We start from the raw sequence: 16,809 nt of genomic DNA, 5'->3' as shown, positions 1-16,809 counted from the left end.
TCCTCCTGCCCCGTCAGGACCAGGGCGAAAGGAAACCGAGGCCGAGATTCTTCATGAGATCGTCGAGCAGCCCCGTGAAGAGGCTGACCGTGCTGTCGCGCGCGCTGCGGGTGAGCTCGCGGATCACCTGGTCAGGCGCTCGCCACGGCTCCCATGACGGCTCCTGGCCGAGCGCGAACATGATGGCCAGCAGTGCCGCCGTACCCGCGATCAGGGTGGCCACCAGGGCGGCTCCCGGGCTGCGCAGCACCGAGCTGAGCGTGCGGGTGACCGCCTGCCGCGGCGCCTTGGCCCCGGGCAGGATGAACAGCCCGGCCGCGAAGGCCCCGGCGGCGAAGGCGATCGAGTGGTTGGTGTCGAAGCCGCCGCCCCACCGGGCCACGCCGTACGCGCAGGCCCCGAGCAGGACGGCGAGCACGGCGTGCAGGCCGGTCACGAGCACCGCCTTGACCAGCGCCCACGGCGCGCCCACCACGACCAGCAGCGGGTCGGCGGCGCTGCCGCCTCCGCGCATCTGGCGCCGGTTGACCAGGTCGCCGAAGAGGTATTCGCCCATGCGCAGCACCAGCGCCAGCGACGCCGCCACGATGCTGAAGATCACCGGCAGCATGACGGTCAGCCCGACCAGCGTGGCCAGCAGCAGCGCGCCGACCAGCTGGCTGCCGACGATCTGCTTCTTGCGCTCGCGCGGCGGCGTGTAGGGAGGCGGGCGGAACTGCGGCTGCGGCGCGGGGTAACCGGCCACGCGCTGGTCGGCGTAGGGCGCGGGCGCCGGACGCGCGTTCATCGGCGCGACGCCTCCGGGACGGGCCGGCACGGGGGCGGGCACGTAGGGCGGCGGCTTCTCCTGGCGCTGGGGCTTGTCCTGCCGCGGCTTCTTCTGGCGCGGCGGCTGCGTCGGCGCCTTGCTGTACTCGACCGGCGGCAGCACGTCGGAGTAGGTCCCCTTGCCCGGCAGCACCTTGGTGCCGCCGCGCGCGGGAGGGGTCTCGTTGAAGGTGGTCACCCTCGGGTCGAGCTGGCGCGCCGTGCGCAGCAGCTCCTGCGAGGAGAGCCGGTCGGCCACGTCGACCGCCAGCGCCCTGCTGAGCCAGCCGCGCAGCCACACCGGCGCCTTGTCGAGCTGCGGCCGCCCTTCCATGATGTTGTAGCAGACCGTCTCGAAGGCGCCCGTGCCGAAGGGCGGCACGCCTGTGGCCGCGAAGAACACCGTCGAGGCCAGCGCGTGCACGTCGGCCTTCTGGGTGATCTCGTCGTCGCGGATGATCTCCGGCGCCAGGTAGCCGGGAGTGCCGACGAACATGCCGGTCTGGGTCAGCCTCGTGGCGTTGACCAGGTGCGCGATGCCGAAGTCGATGACGAGCGGCTCGCCGTTGACCAGCATCACGTTCGAGGGCTTGAAGTCGCGGTGGATGACGTCGGCCGCGTGGATCGACACCAGCGCCTGGCACAGGCCCTGCGCCAGGCGGATGAGATCGCGCCCTTCCAGCGGCCCGTCGGTCAGGACCGTCTCCTCCAGCGTGCGGCCGGGCGCGAAGCGAGTGACCACGTACGGCTGGCCGCCGACGAGCTCGGCGTCGAGGACCGAGGCGACGAACGGGCTGCGCACCCGCCTCATCGTCTCGACCTCGCGGATCAGCCGGTCACGAGCCTTCAGGTCGGCGGCCACATGGGGGTGCAGGACCTTGATGGCGACCTCGCGGCCGACCTCGTCAAGACCGAGGTGGACAACTCCCATGCCACCTTCGCCGATCTTCCTGACCAACCGGTACGGGCCGAGTCGTTCGGGTGCTTGGGTGCTGCCTGCGCTCATTTACCTGCCGTCCCCCCTTGCAGTTCCTTGAGCTTGCCTTCGACGAATCCCACATCGACAGGTGTCCAGTTGGCCTCCGTCGGGTCGGTGCGGCCCGCTGTGCCGTACGCCACCCACAACGAGCCGGCGGCGACGACGGCCAGGACGCCCGCGAGCGTCATGGCTACTGTCTTAGAGGGTACGAGCGACGAAAGAGTTCTGCGCATCTGTCGGCTGGGTCCCTCGACACCGGGTCCGGCGCAGATGGTCCACAAGGCCACCGCCGCACCCCAGGCCAGGGCATTCCCGGCATCCATCTTCACGATGACGGTCAGCAGAAGCGTGACGGGCAGGCCCAGGATGGCGGCGTAGAACACCAGCGCGAGCGTGACGCCCAGCGACTTGGCCAGCGCCTTGGGGTAGGCGAAGACCCACAGCCAGTCGAAGGCGGCCGGGCCGGGACGGCGGCCGGTGAGCTGCGGCTGGGCCAGGTCGGCCGCGCGCAGCAGGATCGCGAAGGGGATCGCGACCGCGGCCACGAGCACCGGCGCGAGAGCCGCCGCCACGATCATGATGACCAGCAGCATCGCGCCGGCCACGCCGTAGGCCTTGGAACGCTTGAGCGGGTTGCCCAGGGCCGCGCCGGGGAAGTCGGGCGCCCGCCTCGTGGGAGGGTCGGGCGGGTAGTGCTGTTGCACGGCCGGGTTGGACTGCGAGCCGGCGGGCGGCACGTACGGCGGCGGCTGGTGGCCGCCGCTCGCGCGCAGCTGCTCGGCCACGGCCGGGGGGACCCTGCGCGTGGCCACGTCGGCCTCGCGCCGGCCGGGCTGCCAGGACTGCGCCTCCTCGCGCATGCGGCGCAGCTCCTCCGGGCTGACCCGGCGGGTGGGCGAGTTGTCGGCGGGGGCGCCGGCCTGCTGGGGGCCGGAGCCGTAGCCCTGCTGGGAGCCCGGGTAGCCGGGAGCCTGCTGCGGGCCCGAGCCGTAACCGCCGGCCTGCTGCGGTCCGGAGCCGTAACCCTGCTGGGACCCCGGGTAGCCGGAACTCTGGTGAGAGCCCGAGCCCTGGTGGGGGCCGGACCCCTGGTGGGGGCCGGACCCCTGGTGGGGGCCCGAGCCCTGGTGGGGGCCGGAGCCTTGGTGCGCGCCCGAGCCGAAGCCCGGCGCCTGCTGGATGTCGGACCCGAAGCCCGGCTGGATGTCGGACCCGAAGCCCTGCTGCACGCCCGAGCCGAAGCCCGGGCGGTCGGCGGTGGGCTGGCGGTCGGGGCGCCGTGGCACCGTGCTGGGCTCGTGCCCGGCAGGAGTGCCCCCTTGACCACTCCCCTGGCCGCCCGGCTGGCTGCCGGTGCCGCTGGACGGCTGCTGCGGCAGCAGCGAGACGAACGGGCCGGAAGGCGGCGGCGTCGGGTCGGGCGGCTCGTTGCGATCGGCCCGCGGCACGGTCGAGACCTCGTCGGGCACCCGCCCGGCCGGCTTGGGCAGCAGGCGCGCCGTCTGCTCCGCGAGCTCGGCCGCCTTGGGCCGCTTGCTCGGATTGCGCTGGAAGGCGGCCTTGAGGAACGGCTGCAGCTGCCCGGGAGCCGCCGAGATGTCGGCCTTGCCCGCCGTGATGTTGTAGAAGATCATCTCCAGCGTGCCCTTGCCGAAGGGCGGCTGGCCGGTGGCGCCGTAGAGGAGCGTGCCCGCCCAGGCGTGCACGTCGACCTCGGGCCCAGCCTCGTGACCCTCGATGATCTCGGGCGCGAGGTATTGCGGCGTGCCGATGAACATGCCGGTCTGGGTGAGGCGCGTGGCGTCGACCGCCTGGGCGATGCCGAAGTCGATGAGGACGGGCTCGCCGTCGAGGATGAGCACGTTGCCCGGCTTGAGGTCGCGGTGGATGACCCCGACGGAGTGCACGGCCGCGAGCGCGGCGGCCACGCCGTGGGCGACGCGGATGAGGGCCGCCAGGTCGAGCGGGCCGTCTTCCTTGACGATCTCGTCGAGCGGGCGTCCTGGGACGTAGCGGGTCACGATGTACGGCCGGTGCCCGGTCACGTCGGCGTCGAGCACCTCGGCGATGTACTTGCTGCGCACCCGCTGCATGGTCTCGACCTCGCGCGAAAGCCGCCGCCTGGCGACGTCGTCGCCCGCGACCTCGGAGCGCAGGACCTTCACCGCCACCTGGCGCCCGGCGGAGTCGACGGCCAGGTGAACCACACCCATGCCGCCCTCGCCGAGCCGCCTGAGCAGGCGGTACGGCCCTAGTCGATCGTCCTGATTCATGGCATGAAGCACCATACCGGCTTAAACCCCACCCAGAGATGAACCATGAGGTTACGATCCCTCCTGCGTCGGGACCGCAACCGAGGTGCTGTGCTTAGTGGTGCCCTCGCTTCGCTCGGTCACATTCCCACTTGCATAACGTTCGATTCAGTCCCGTCGGTTTCCCAAACGACGGTCTCACATTGGTCTCGATATAGGCAGCCAGGTCAGTCTGACCCACGCCACCGACATTTGATGCATCCGCCTCAGGGAGTCTTCATCACTCTCTGATGCAGCTGGGTCACCACGTGCCTGGCCGACTCCATCGCGCCCGCCTGCCATGCGGTCAGCTGGGTCAGCCAGTCACCGGCGAAGTAAACCCTTCCGGCCGGGCCTTGCAGAAGAGTGAAGGACGAATCAACGACCGGCCAGCGCACCCAGCCGCCCTTGATGTGGTCCTGGCGCTCCCAGGCGATCGAGGCGCTGGACAGCACGTTCTGGCGGAACTTCTCGCCGTGGATCTTCTTGCCCTGGGTGAGGGCACGGCGCTTGCGGTCCTCGTGGCTGAGCGCTCCGTAGAGCTCGGCGTCCTTGTCGGTGTTGTAGTAGGCGACGACCAGGCCGGTCGGCGCGTGGTAGCCGTGGGAGGGGTACCAGATGTGGGTGATGTCGAGGTCGGTCTCGGTGATGCCGCCGTAGATCCGGTCCTCCAGCTCCCACCAGCGCCTGCCGTACTCCAGGCCGAGCTTGCCCGCGGGCACGGGCGTCGGTTTGGCCAGGGCGGTGCTGACGTCGGGGCCGAGGTTGTGCGGGATGCGGGCCAGGAGGTGCGGGGGCAGCGCGGCGATGCAGTAGTCGGCCTTCTGCTTGCCGCCCTGCCATTCGACCTCGACGCCGTCGCCCAGGTTGGTGATCTTGGTGACCTGGACGCCGGTCCTGATCCGGTCCTCGCCGACCCGCTCGACCAGGGCGGTCACGATGCGGTCCATGCCACCGACCGGCTGGAACATCGGCGCGGCCATGTCGTAGGAGAAGTCGGCGGTGATCGCCCGGCCGGTGCCGGCGGACAGGACCTGGCTGAGCGTGCCGGGCGGCGGGTCGAGCTCCAGGCCGCCGGCGATGCCGGGGTTGCGCGCCATGCCGCGGCGCGGCGAGCCGTCGTACGACAAGGTCTCGCCCAGGTCGCCGAAGCGGGTCAGGAAGTCGAGCAGGCGCTCGCGGTCCTCGCCGGTCAGCCTGCGGTTCAGGCGGCCCTCGTCGGTGGCCTTGGCCAGGAGTTCGGCGATGTAGCCGTAGGTGTCGGCGCGGGCGGTGCGCGCGCGCACGGTCTGGCCCTTGGTGTGCACGTAGGCGGCGCCGTTGTTGTTGACGAAGGTCTCGATGGGGATGCCCAGCTCGCGGCAGTAGTCGAGGGTGAGCATCCAGGGCGCGATGCGCGCGGGCCCGGCGTTGAAGTAGACGCCGTCGCCGAAGCCGATCTCCTGCGCCGAGCCGCTCTCGGTGAGGCGGTCGCCGCCGCGCAGGGTCAGGTTGCGCCCGCCGGCGCGCTCGCGAGCCTCCAGGAGGGTGCAGTCGTATCCGGCCTTGCCCAGCTCGTAGGCGGCCGTCAGCCCCGCCACGCCCGCGCCCAGGATGAGCACGCTCGCGCCGGCGCGCCCGGTGAGCGTGAAGTCGCCCTTCTGCGGGGCCTGGAACTCCTTGTCCTGCCCGGTGGGGGCCAGCCCGAGCGCTCCCATCGCGGCGAACATCGCTCCCGCGCCGCCGGCCGCGCCGATGCCGACGAGCAGGCCGCGGCGGGTCAGCCGGGGGGTCTGCTCAGCCATAGGGGCCGCTGCCGCACGAGATCTGGCCGCCGATGGTGGCGAACAGCCCGAACAGGGCCATGATCTGGGTGAAGTCGTCGGTGGTGAACTCGATGTGCCGTGACCCGGCGGCCTTCACGCCGGGGATCAGCCCGACGGCGGCGGCGATGGCGGTGGAGTTCCACTCCACCGCGAGCGTGTACGGCGCGGCGAGCGTGTAGGGCGTGAAATCGCTCAACCGGTTCAACGCCCGGGTGGTCGCCTCACGGATGCGCGCCTGCGCCACCGAGGGTGGCAGCAGCTCGGCCGAGAACTTGTCGATGCCCTTCTTGACCGCCACGGTCTCCACGTCGCCGAGCAGCTCGCGGGCCTCCTCGCCGACCGCCTCGTCGCCGGTGACGAGCACGACGGGCACGCCGTGGAAGCCGGCGCAGGCGGCCACCAGCCGGGTCTCGCCGCAGATCTCGCCGTTGAGCCAGACGTTCTGGATCTCCTTGCCCATCCACGTGTGGTTGAGCACGCCATGGGTGACGCCGGCCCGCGCGTGGTAGCCGATGAAGCAGGCGGCGTCGAAGGAGCCGTCGAGCCCCTGGGCCATGCGCTGCGACTTGCCGGGGCCGCGGATCAGGCTGGCGCGCTCGTCGAGCAGGTCGATCCGCAGGTTCTTGGTCGACCCGTGCGCGTCGTTGACCAGCACGGCGTGCACGCCCGAGGCGTCGAAGGCCCCGGCCACGCAGGCGTTGGCGTCGGCCGTCATGAGCTCGCAGCCGCGCTCGTAGCCGCGCTTGCCCGCGTGCATCTCCTCCGGGTCGGTCAGTCCGGTGACGCCCTCCATGTCGACCGACAGGTAGACCTTCACGCGCCCCACTCCTCGACCCGCCGGGCCTGCTCAGGCGTCATCAGCCCGACGTTGTCGATCATGAACTTCTCCACGGTGTCACGCCACGGCGACGGGATCTCCGCCAGCGCGGGAGGGTAGCAGCGGTCCAGCCAGGCGGTGGACTCCTCGGTGGCCTTGAGGTGGCCGGCGGCCTTGCCGAAGACGCCCTCCTCGATGCCCGGCACGCGCGCGCAGCCGTACTCGATCATCTCCTGGCCGCCGTAGGGCGGCGGCTCCTGCCACTTGCGGGCCACCGGCCGCTTGGGCGTGATCGGGGTGTCCAGCGGCCGCCGTTCGACGGCGGCCTGGATGAGCTCCTTGTACAGGCACTTGCCGCAGGTACGGCACGGCCCGTCGACCCCTCGCAGGCACCAGCGCACGACGTCCTTCAGCGGCGACTCCAGGGCCAGCCGCATCGTGACCGCCTCGCTCACGCCGCCCACCGGCAGCACGATGTGCACGCCTGCGGCGGCGAACAGCCGTCCCCACGCGCCGTGCGGCGCCCACATCGGGTTGTCGGGGGTGTAGCGCAGCAGGTAGCGGTCGCCGCCGAGCCAGCGCGAGCCCAGCTCGTAGCCGAAGGCCAGCCCGCCCAGGTCCATCCGGTCGGCCAGCAGCAGCGCCCCCACGGCCACGGCGTGGTGCTCGGGGTAGCCGGGGCGCGGTTCGGCGAGCGTGAACTCCAGGTCGGAGTCGACGACGGTCAGCTCGCGCCCGGTGCGCGCGGCCAGCTTGGCGAGCACGTCGGAGCGGTAGTGCGTCCAGCGGTTGGGCACGCGGGGATGCGGCACGCGGCGGAAGTGCACGAAGGGCGCGTCGGGGTGGATCGCGGCGGCGGCCACGGAGTCGGCGCCGCCGCTGTAGGAGATCGCCAGGACCGAGCCGGTACGGCGGGGCGTCCCTGAGACGGGCCCGGCCTCGACGCCCCAGCCTTCGTGCAGCGCGGCGGCCAGTTCGGAGGAGATCGCCCGGTCGAACACGATCCGCCGCCGCGTCCACGGCGCCACGATGCTCCACGCGGCGACCGCGAACAGGTCGGGGTGCGCGTCGGCGGGAACGCCGTGCACGGTGCAGGAGTTGGTGCGCAGCTTGACCGGGTAGCCGTCGGCGGCGTGCCCGGTGAGTTCGTCGTCGGCGTCGAGCCTGAAGGTGAGCGTGCCGCCGTTCCAGATGACCCTCATGCCCGGTCGACCGCCTGCCAGAGCAGCACCTCGTTCTGCAGCACCGCGTCGAGCGCCTCGGCGGTCTGGGTGGCCAGGGCGCAGGGTTGGGGCGGCGCCGCGGTCAGCCGCCTGACCTCCTGCTGGAGTGCAGCGACGGCGGCCCGCAACGCCTCGATCTCCTGCCGCGCCTCGGCCAGCTCCTGGCTGGCCGCATAGCGCTCGTCCATCCAAGCTTTGGGGGCGCGCATCATGAGAGGCAACCATAGGAGATGACCCGGATTTGAGGCGACTCTGTGCCACAAATCGGTGCATAACCCGGCGAGGGTGGACGGGGCTACCGCCCGGTGAACTTGGGCTTGGTCTTCTCCGCGAAGGCCCGCATGCCGATCTTGGCGTCGTCGGTGGCGAACAGCCCGGAGAACTGCAGGCGCTCGATCTCGAGCCCGGTGTCGAGGTCGACCTCGAGGCCGTGGTCGACCGCCTGCTTGGCCGCGCGCAGCGCCACCGACGGGCCGCCGACGAAGGTCGTCGCCCACTCCAGGGCCGCGGTGTACACCTGGTCGTCCGGGACGACCCGGTCGACCAGGCCGATCTCCTTCGCCTCCGCGGCGGTGACGTGGCGCCCGGAGAAGATCAGGTCCTTCGCGCGGGACGGTCCGACGAGCCTGGGCAGCCGCTGGGTGCCGCCCGCGCCGGGGATGATGCCGAGGTTGATCTCGGGCTGGCCCAGCCTGGCCGACTCCCCCGCCACCCGGAAGTCGGCGCACAACGCCAGCTCGCAGCCGCCGCCGAGCGCGTAGCCGGTGATCGCGGCGATGACCGGCTTGCCGATGCGCGCGACCGCGGTGAAGCAGTCCTGGAGGGTGCCGGAATGCGCCGCCATCTCCGCGTAGGACATGTCGGCCATCTCCTTGATGTCCGCCCCGGCGGCGAACACCCGCTCCCCTCCGTAGATCACCACGGCGGCGACGTCGGTGTCGTCGGAGACCTGGCGGGCACTCTCGCCGATCTCTCGCTGGACCTGTCCGTTGAGCGCGTTCATCTTGGGCCGGTCAAGCCTGATCGTCGCGATCCGGTCGGCCACTTCGACGCGTACAAACTCACCCATGTGCCGACCCTATCCGGGGACGAACAGGCCGGGACGGGCGCAGCCGCGACGCACTCGGCATCCTCCCGTTAAATGCTGAAAAAAACTTTCGTAATGCCCTCGACTGCTGAAGGAAATCATGGTCAGACTGTCCCTGACGCACACCCCCAGCCAAGGAGCGCTTGATGCGTAGAGCGTTGATCGCTGTCATCGCCTTACCGCTGATCTTGACCCCCACCGTGTCCGCGTCGGCCGAGGAGCCTGGTGACCGGCAGGCGGCGTTCGCCGCCGCTGCCGAGGAGTTCCAGGTGCCGGAGAGCGTCCTGCTGGGCGTCTCCTACCTGCAGTCACGCTGGGACGCCCACGCCGGGCAGCCGAGCACGGACGCCGGATTCGGCCCGATGCACCTGACCGACGCCGCCGCCTACGCGGGGACGAACCACCACGACCACGGCGAAGAGGACTCGCGCGGCGACGAGAGCCGCCCGCAGGAGACAGCCGAGGCCGCCCCCGCCCCCGCCGAGATCCCGGCGTCGCTGCGCACGATGGAGAAGGCCGCCGAGCTGACCGGCGAGACCCACGAGAAGCTGCGCACCGACGCGGCCGCCAACATCCGGGGCGGCGCGGCGCTGCTGGCCGCCTACCAGAAGGAGCTGGGCGCGCCGCTGTCCGCCGACCCTGCGCAGTGGTACGGCGCGGTCGCCAAGTACTCAGGCGCCCAGGAGAAGGAGGCCGCCCAGTTCTTCGCCGACGAGGTCTACTCGACGATCAAGCAGGGCGCCAGCCGTACGACCGACGACGGCCACCAGGTCGCGCTGCAGCCCGACCCGGCGCTGGAGGCGATCAGGAACTGGCTGGAGAAGCTCGGGCTCAAGCCGCCGAGGCGTGACGGCGTGGAGTGCCCGCCGACCATCTCGTGCGAGTGGATCCCGGCCACCCAGGGCACCCGCCCCAACGGCAGCTACGGCAACTTCGACACCGGCAACCGGCCGGTGAGCCAGAAGGTCGACTTCATCATCATCCACGACATGGAGGGCTACTTCGGTCCCTCCGTGCGGCTGGGCACGAGCTACACCTACGGCGCCTCGTGGCACTACTCGCTGCGGTCGAACGACGGCCACATCGCCCAGCACCTGAAGACCAAGGACGTCGGCTGGCAGGCCGGAAACTGGTACATCAACGCCAAGTCGATCGGCCTGGAGCACGAGGGCTTCCTCGCCGAGGGCGCCTCCTGGTACACCGAGGCGATGTACCGCACCTCGGCCAAGCTGGTGCGCTACCTGGCCATGAAGCACCTGGTCCCGCTGGACAGGCAGCACATCCTCGGCCACGACAACGTGCCGGGCACCCTGCCGACCACCGTGCGCGGCATGCACGAGGACCCGGGACCGTTCTGGGACTGGGCGCACTACTTCCAGCTGCTCGGCAAGCCGCTGCACCCGTTCGGCGGTCCCAACTCCGGCACGGTCATGATCAAGCCGGACTTCGCCACCAACAAGCCGTACTTCTACGGCTGCAACCGCCAGCAGCCCCAGCTCGACTGCCCGCCCACCAGCGCCTCGACCGTGTGGCTGCGCAAGGAGCCGCGCGCCGACGCCCCGCTCATCGGCGACCCCGGCAAGCTCAACCCCGGCCTGTACAGCGTCTACGACCACAGTGCCCGCGCCACGACCGGCCAGCGTTACGCCGTGGCCGAGCGGCAGGGCGACTGGATCGCGATCTGGTACCTGGGCCAGAAGGGCTGGTTCGAGGCCAAGCACGCCATCCCGTCGATGGGCCTGCAGGTGAGCCCCAAGCCGGGACTGGCGACCGTGCCGGTGTACGGCAGGGCCTACCCGGAGCAGGAGGCCTACCCGGCCGACGGCAGCATCCCGTACCAGCCGATCACCCCGCTGTCGCAGTACACGTTCTCGGCGGGCGAGAAGTACGCCTTCGGCGGGATCCAGTTCGGTGAGTACTACCGCGCGGTGACCATCGACCCGGCGCCTCACAAGGTCGTGCGCGGGAAGCTGAAGTACTACCAGCTCCAGTTCGGCCACCGCGTGATGTACGTCAAGGCTGACGACGTGGTTCTGAGTTGGTCTTGACCCACTTGGTCACGAACATCGCCGCGAAGGCGATGCCACCGATGATCAGCGCCCACTTGAGGAGCGTGAAGGCGAAGCCCAGAATCGGGCCGAGCAGCATGAGGCCGACGATCACGGCGGCCACGATCAGAAGAATCCGTCCCATGCCTTGACGGTACGGCCCGGCGGCCGCCAGTGGCAGCCGCCGGGCCACAGATCGGGGAAGAGCCAGGGTTATCCCCGACCATCGGCGCTGACGTGGGAAAACGTAAGATCGGTCCATGGACCGCACCTGGGTGGAGTTCCCGGCGCGCCATCCTCTGCTCATGGACCTGAGCTGGCTGGTGCCGTGGGCGGTCCTGTGCGTGTTCACCTCCGGCGGCGAGGACGGCATGCCCGCGGCGCTGCCGGCCGAGCTGGCCGTCTGCGCCGGTCTGCTGGTCCCGTTGTTGTGGCGGCGCCGCTTCCCGATGGCGGTCTTCGCCGTGGTCGCCGGGGTGACCCTGATCCAGATCTATCTGCGCTGGCCGATCCTGCTGGCCAATCTGGGCGCGTGCGTGGCGCTGTTCGGCGTGGCCAACCGGTGCTCGCTCGCCAAGTCGCTGGTCGCGGCGGGGGTGGCGCTGGTGGGCCAGTGGCTCTGGGTCGTGCGCTATCCCGATTCCGACACCGGTCCCATGGCGGGATCGACGGCCGTCCTGGTGCTCCTGCTCTGGCTGGGCGGACGTTTCCTGCAGGCCAAACGCCAGGGCACCATGGCGCTGCGCGAGAGCCTGGTGCTGGCCGAGGAGGCCAGGCAGCGCGAGGCACGCTACGCCGCGGTCAGGGAGCGCATGGAGCTGGCCCGCGAACTCCATGACACCGTCGCGCACAACGTGAGCGTGATGATCCTCCAGGCGGAAGCCGTACGGCAGCAGCCCGCGCTGGCCGTCCGGGCGATGGACGTGATCGCGTCGGCCGGGAGGGCGGCGCTGGCCGACATGCGCTCCCTGGTCGGGACCCTGAGCGAGGAGCCTCCTGTCCCGTGGTCGGCGCTGGTGGCCGACGCCGTCGAGGCGGTCGAGCGCAGCGGGTTGAAGGTCCATGCCGAGGTCGACGGCCGGCCCTGCGACGCGCGGTGGGCGGAGGTGTATCCGGTGGTGCGCGAGGGCCTGACCAACGCGCTCAAGTACGCGGGTCCCGGCGCGCAGGTGCGGCTGGTGATCCATTTCGGCACCGAGCGCACGGAGGTCTCGGTGGAGGACGACGGGGGCGGCAGCCCGCTGCCGATGCCGCCGGGCGGGCACGGGCTGGCCGGGCTGCAGGAGCGGGTGCTCGCCGGCGGCGGCACGTTCTCGGCCGGGCCCGGCGAGTCGCGCGGCTATCGAGTGGTCGCCACCATGCCGAGGGAACCCGATGGACGGTGACGTGCGTGTCCTGATCGTCGACGACCAGCAGCTCCTCAGGGCCGGGCTGCGGCTGGTGCTGGAGCCGCGGCCGGGGCTCACCGTGGTGGGCGAGGCGGGGACCGGCGAGGAGGCGCTGGACCTTCTGGAGGTGGAGCGGGTCGACGTGGTGCTCATGGACGTGCGCATGCCGGGCATGGGCGGCATCGAGGCCACCCGCCAGGTGCGCGCCCGCTTCCCTCGCACCAAGGTGCTGCTGCTGACCACCTTCGACGAGGACGGGCTGATCCAGGAGGGCCTGCTCGCGGGCGCCGACGGCTACCTGCTCAAGGACGTCCCGCCCGACGACCTGGCGCGGGCACTGGTGAACATCGGCCACGGGGCGGCGGCGATCGACCCGCGGATCGCCAAACGGTTCCTCGACCTGTTCCGCACGGATCTTCCGGACGTCGCGCCGCCCACCGGGCGGCTGGAGGAGCTGACGGCCAGGGAGCGCGAGGTCTTCATGCTGGTGGCCGCCGGCTGCACCAATTCCGACATCTCACATAGGCTGGGCATCTCCGCCGTGACGGTGCGGACCCACGTCGACAACATCGTCGCCAAGCTCGCGCTGAGGTCCCGTCCGCAGATCATCGTCTACGCCTACGAGCAGGGCGTCATCCAGCCCTCTCAGCGTTTCGATGAGGAGTCAGCGAAAGAATGAGGGACAAACCCTTCTCGCGCAGGAGATTTTCCGGTGGAATCTCTTCTTACCGTCAAGTATGGGCATCATCCGTTCGCACATCACTTGTCTCACCCTTTGCCTCCTCGGCGCGGTGGGCGGTGCCGTCGCGGTCGCCGGAGCCCTCGGTCTGAACGGCGCCGAGCACGGGAGGTTCACCCAGTGCTTCGCCGGTCAGAGCATGAGCATCGTGGTCCTGCCCGCCGGCTTCCCCGGCAAGGACAAGGCGCCCGAGCTGCCCCCCGGCACCCCCGCGCAGGTCGAAACCGTCCCAGGCGTCTCCCACGTGGAGGAGGTCTACGGCGGTCCGCTGGAGACCGGCTCCCGCCCGCTGGCGGGGATCATCCTTCCCGAGGGCGGGCTCCCCATGCTGCCGCTCGTCTCGGGCACGCTGCCCGCCTCCGCCAAGGACGCGGTGCTCGACCGCGGCACCGCCTCGGCGCTGGGCCTGCGGCCCGGTGACCGCTTCCCGGTCACCGGCACCACCGGCCGCACGACCGACCTGCGCCTGTCGGGGATCATCGGCATCGACATGGACGCGCGCCAGATCGTCCGCGGCGCGGTGGGCCTCGGCCCGGAGACCGCGCGTGCCCTGATGGACCGGCCAGAGCTCAACGGCATGCAGCTGACCGTCGCGGGCACCGCCACGCCGTCCACCGTGCGAGACCTGGTGGCCGGCAAGCTCGGCCCCGGTCCCGAGGTCTTCACGCGCAAGGAGTTCGCCGCCCGCCGCGACCTCGACGCCCAGATCCTCACCGTCTCGCTGGCGGTCCTGGGCCTGACCGTCCTGCTCTTCGCCGCCGCGATCAGCAGCGTCACGTACGGCAGGCTACGCGAGAGCTGGCTGCGCCCGCCCAGGAAGGCGATCGCCAAGCACGGACTGGGCCCCATCCGCAGGCTGATGACCTTCGACCGCGTCATCGGCCTGCCCATCGCCCTGATCAGCGGTGTCGCGATCGGCACGGGGACGTTGGTGGTGCTCTCGGCCCTGGGCGCCGACATGTCGTGCACGGGCGTCTACTCGGTCCTCGGCCTCACCGTGCTGATCCCGACGAGCGCCTTCTTCCTCGCCATGTTCCTCGCCCCGATTCCTTCACTACTTCACAAATGGCGAGGAAAAATATAGAACTTGTTCCAACCCCCAACTGTGAGGAGCATCACATGAGCTCAGAAAGGGAAGGTGCGTTAGGGGTCTCCCGTCGGACCCTGCTCGCTGGAACGGGTTTCATACTGGGAGCCGCAGCGCTCCCGGCGCCCGCCAAGGCGAACGTACCCGCGCTGGTCATCGGCACCGGGTACGGCGGAGCGGTGGCGGCACTCCGGCTCGCGCAGGCGGGCGTGGACGTGCACATGGTCGAGATGGGCATGGCCTGGGACACCCCGGGATCGGACGGCAAGATCTTCTGCACCACCACCTCGCCCGACCACCGCTCCTACTGGCTGCGCACCAAGACCAAGGCGCCGCTCAACTACTTCCTCGGCTTCCCGATCGACCGGGACATCTCCCGCTACACCGGGATCCTGGACGCGGAGGAGTTCGGCGGCATCACGGTCTACCAGGGGCGCGGCGTCGGCGGAGGCTCGCTGGTCAACGGCGGCATGGCCGTCACGCCCAAGCGCCAGCACTTCGCCTCGGTGCTGCCCTCGGTCAATCCGGACGAGATGTACGACGTCTACTACCCGCGCGCCAACGCGGGCCTGGGCGTCGGCATGATCGACCCGGCCTGGTTCGAGAGCACCGCCTGCTACCAGTACTCACGGGTCGGCCGTAAGCACGCCCAGCGCTCCGGCTTCCCGTGGACCTTCGTCCCCGACGTCTACGACTGGGACTACATGAAGCAGGAGGCCGCGGGCACGGCTCCCAAGTCGGCGCTGGCAGGGGAGATCCTGTACGGCAACAACCACGGCAAGAAGTCGCTGCAGAAGACCTACCTCGCCCAGGCCAGGGCCACCGGCAGGGTCACCATCTCGCCCCTGCACCGGGTCACCTCGGTCACCCCGGCGGGCGGCGCCTACACCGTGACCATGGAGCAGCTCGACACGAGCGGCAACGTCGTCGCGGTCAAGCAGGTGACGGCGAACCGGGTCTTCTTCGCCGCCGGCAGCGTCGGCACCAGCAAGCTGCTGGTCAAGCTGAAGGCCACCGGCGCGCTTCCCGGCCTCAACGACGAGGTCGGCAAGGGCTGGGGCGACAACGGCAACGTGATGTGCGGCAGGGCCAACCACCTGTGGGATCCGACGGGCAAGCTGCAGTCGACCATCCCCTGCTCGGGCATCGACAACTGGGACGCGGGCGGCGCCTTCGCCGAGGTCGCACCGCTGCCCACGGGGATCGAGACCTTCGCCTCGTTCTACCTGTCGATCACCCGCAACCCGCACCGGGCTCAGTTCACCTGGAACGCCGCGGCGGGCAAGGTGGAGCTGAACTGGCAGACCGCCTGGAAGCAGCCGTCCATCACCATGGCCAAGACGATCTTCGACAAGATCAACTCGAAGGAGGGCACGATCTACCGGACGGACCTGTTCGGCGTCTACAAGATCTGGGGCGACCACCTGACCTACCACCCGCTGGGCGGCGCCGTGCTGAACAAGGCCACCGACAACTACGGCCGCCTGCACGGCCACCCCGGGCTGTACGTCATCGACGGCGCCCTCATCCCCGGCAACACCACGGTGAACCCGTTCGTCACCATCACAGCGCTCGCCGAACGGAACATCGAGCGGATCATCGCCACTGATCTGTGAGCACCGGGTCGGCCACGGGCGCGTGTGGCCGACGTCCTCTCACCTCTTCTTGACGAACTCCGCGACCGCCACCCGCGTGCTCCGCAGCGCCTCCTGCGAGGTGTCATAGGTGCGTTGAGCCACTCCCACGAAGACGCAGTCGACCACCAGCAGCTGACTGATGCGGCTGGCCAGAGCGCCGGGACGGAACTCCGTCTCCCTGCCCGCCGAGATGAGCACGTGCTCGGCCACCTCGGCGATCGTCGAGCGCGGGTTGTTCGTGATCGCGACGGTCGTCGCCCCCGCCTCCCCCGCCCTGCGCAGCGGCTCCAGCACGTCGGGGGTCTCGCCCGTGGTGCTGATGCCGATCGCCACGTCGCCGGGCTTGAGCAGCACGGCACTGGTCAGCGCCAGGTGGGCGTCGTTGAAGGCGTGACTGGCCAGCCCGATGCGCATCAGCTTCTGCGCCATGTCGGCGGCCACCAGGCCCGAGGCGCTGACGCCGTAGGCGTGGATCCTGGGGGCGCCCACGATGGCCTCGACCACCGCGCCGAGCTTCTCGGAGGTGAGCTGGGCGACCGTGTCGTTGATCGCCTCGGTCTCCGAACGCGAGACCTTGACGATCACCTCGGACAGCGGGTCGTCGGGCGCCAGGTCGCCGGGCACCAGCCGGTCGGGCTGCGCCGCCGCCGCGGCCAGCGCCAGGCGCAGCTGCGGGTAACCGGCGAACCCGAGCAGCCGTGCCGTACGCACGATGGTCGCCTCGCTGGTGCCGGAGGCGGCAGACAGCTCGGTGATCGTGCTGCGCGCGACCGTGGCGGGATCCTCGAGGATCAGCTTGGCCACGGTCTGCGCGGCGGGGGTCAACGACGGCAGCACCCCACGCACGGTGGCTACCAGGGTGTCGGCACGGGGTGTGTTGTCGTCCACACGATGATTATGC

Annotated in this window: 14 protein-coding genes; 5 read left to right on the top strand and 9 right to left on the bottom strand. The window is 70.6% G+C overall.

The genetic code is table 11. From position 1 onward, the window contains the following. Positions 1 to 13 precede the first annotated feature (13 nt). From ACIBH1_RS17825 to ACIBH1_RS17795, 7 genes are all read right to left on the bottom strand, one after another. On the bottom strand, positions 14 to 1,813 hold the full coding sequence (locus ACIBH1_RS17825; protein ID WP_397314853.1) for a protein kinase: 1,800 nt from the start codon (positions 1,811 to 1,813) through the stop codon (positions 14 to 16). Then, positions 1,810 to 4,059: a protein kinase gene (locus ACIBH1_RS17820; protein WP_397314852.1), complete on the bottom strand. Its 2,250-nt coding sequence runs from the start codon at positions 4,057 to 4,059 to the stop codon at positions 1,810 to 1,812. Before ACIBH1_RS17820 ends, ACIBH1_RS17825 begins: the two co-directional genes overlap by 4 nt. A gap of 245 nt (positions 4,060 to 4,304) precedes the next feature. Continuing rightward, on the bottom strand, positions 4,305 to 5,861 hold the full coding sequence (locus tag ACIBH1_RS17815) for a flavin monoamine oxidase family protein (protein ID WP_397314851.1): 1,557 nt from the start codon (positions 5,859 to 5,861) through the stop codon (positions 4,305 to 4,307). Continuing rightward, the gene (locus tag ACIBH1_RS17810; RefSeq protein WP_397314850.1) at positions 5,854 to 6,699 is read right to left on the bottom strand and encodes a M55 family metallopeptidase; all 846 of its coding nucleotides are present in this window, start codon (positions 6,697 to 6,699) and stop codon (positions 5,854 to 5,856) included. The genes ACIBH1_RS17815 and ACIBH1_RS17810 overlap by 8 nt, the downstream gene beginning before the upstream one ends. Next, entirely contained in the window at positions 6,696 to 7,901 is a 1,206-nt protein-coding gene (locus tag ACIBH1_RS17805; RefSeq protein WP_397314849.1) for a DUF6395 domain-containing protein, read from the bottom strand. Before ACIBH1_RS17805 ends, ACIBH1_RS17810 begins: the two co-directional genes overlap by 4 nt. Further along, positions 7,898 to 8,110 (bottom strand): hypothetical protein, encoded by a 213-nt coding sequence (locus ACIBH1_RS17800; RefSeq protein ID WP_397314848.1) that lies wholly within the window; start codon positions 8,108 to 8,110, stop codon positions 7,898 to 7,900. The genes ACIBH1_RS17805 and ACIBH1_RS17800 overlap by 4 nt, the downstream gene beginning before the upstream one ends. A 107-nt stretch (positions 8,111 to 8,217) precedes the next feature. After that, positions 8,218 to 8,991: an enoyl-CoA hydratase/isomerase family protein gene (locus ACIBH1_RS17795; RefSeq protein WP_397314847.1), complete on the bottom strand. Its 774-nt coding sequence runs from the start codon at positions 8,989 to 8,991 to the stop codon at positions 8,218 to 8,220. Between the two features lie 164 nt (positions 8,992 to 9,155). Between ACIBH1_RS17795 and ACIBH1_RS17790 the strand changes: the two genes are divergently transcribed. Then, positions 9,156 to 11,057, top strand: coding sequence for an N-acetylmuramoyl-L-alanine amidase (locus tag ACIBH1_RS17790; protein WP_397314846.1), 1,902 nt, complete (start codon positions 9,156 to 9,158; stop codon positions 11,055 to 11,057). Here the strand turns inward: ACIBH1_RS17790 and ACIBH1_RS17785 are convergent. Beyond that, positions 11,023 to 11,202, bottom strand: coding sequence for a hypothetical protein (locus tag ACIBH1_RS17785; protein WP_181612864.1), 180 nt, complete (start codon positions 11,200 to 11,202; stop codon positions 11,023 to 11,025). The genes ACIBH1_RS17790 and ACIBH1_RS17785 overlap by 35 nt on opposite strands. 115 nt (positions 11,203 to 11,317) lie before the next feature. Here ACIBH1_RS17785 and ACIBH1_RS17780 point away from each other — a divergent pair, with 115 nt between their 5' ends. The 4 genes from ACIBH1_RS17780 (at position 11,318) to ACIBH1_RS17765 (ending at position 15,887) form a co-directional block, all read left to right on the top strand. Beyond that, positions 11,318 to 12,442, top strand: coding sequence for a sensor histidine kinase (locus ACIBH1_RS17780; RefSeq protein WP_397314845.1), 1,125 nt, complete (start codon positions 11,318 to 11,320; stop codon positions 12,440 to 12,442). Between the two features lies 1 nt (position 12,443). Continuing rightward, on the top strand, positions 12,444 to 13,124 hold the full coding sequence (locus ACIBH1_RS17775; protein ID WP_397314844.1) for a response regulator: 681 nt from the start codon (positions 12,444 to 12,446) through the stop codon (positions 13,122 to 13,124). A 112-nt stretch (positions 13,125 to 13,236) separates the two neighbouring features. Beyond that, the gene (locus ACIBH1_RS17770) at positions 13,237 to 14,268 is read left to right on the top strand and encodes a hypothetical protein (RefSeq protein WP_397314843.1); all 1,032 of its coding nucleotides are present in this window, start codon (positions 13,237 to 13,239) and stop codon (positions 14,266 to 14,268) included. Between the two features lie 35 nt (positions 14,269 to 14,303). Continuing rightward, positions 14,304 to 15,887 (top strand): GMC oxidoreductase, encoded by a 1,584-nt coding sequence (locus ACIBH1_RS17765; RefSeq protein ID WP_397314842.1) that lies wholly within the window; start codon positions 14,304 to 14,306, stop codon positions 15,885 to 15,887. Positions 15,888 to 15,926: 39 nt separating this feature from the next. Here the strand turns inward: ACIBH1_RS17765 and ACIBH1_RS17760 are convergent, their stop codons facing one another. Then, complete coding sequence (locus tag ACIBH1_RS17760) at positions 15,927 to 16,796, bottom strand: MurR/RpiR family transcriptional regulator (protein WP_397314841.1); 870 nt, start codon at positions 16,794 to 16,796, stop codon at positions 15,927 to 15,929. Between the last annotated feature and the right edge of the window lie 13 nt (positions 16,797 to 16,809).

The organism is Nonomuraea sp. NPDC050663, from assembly GCF_044456985.1.
Taxonomy (GTDB): Bacteria; Actinomycetota; Actinomycetes; order Streptosporangiales; family Streptosporangiaceae; genus Nonomuraea.
This window is presented reverse-complemented; position numbering and strand designations above follow the sequence as displayed.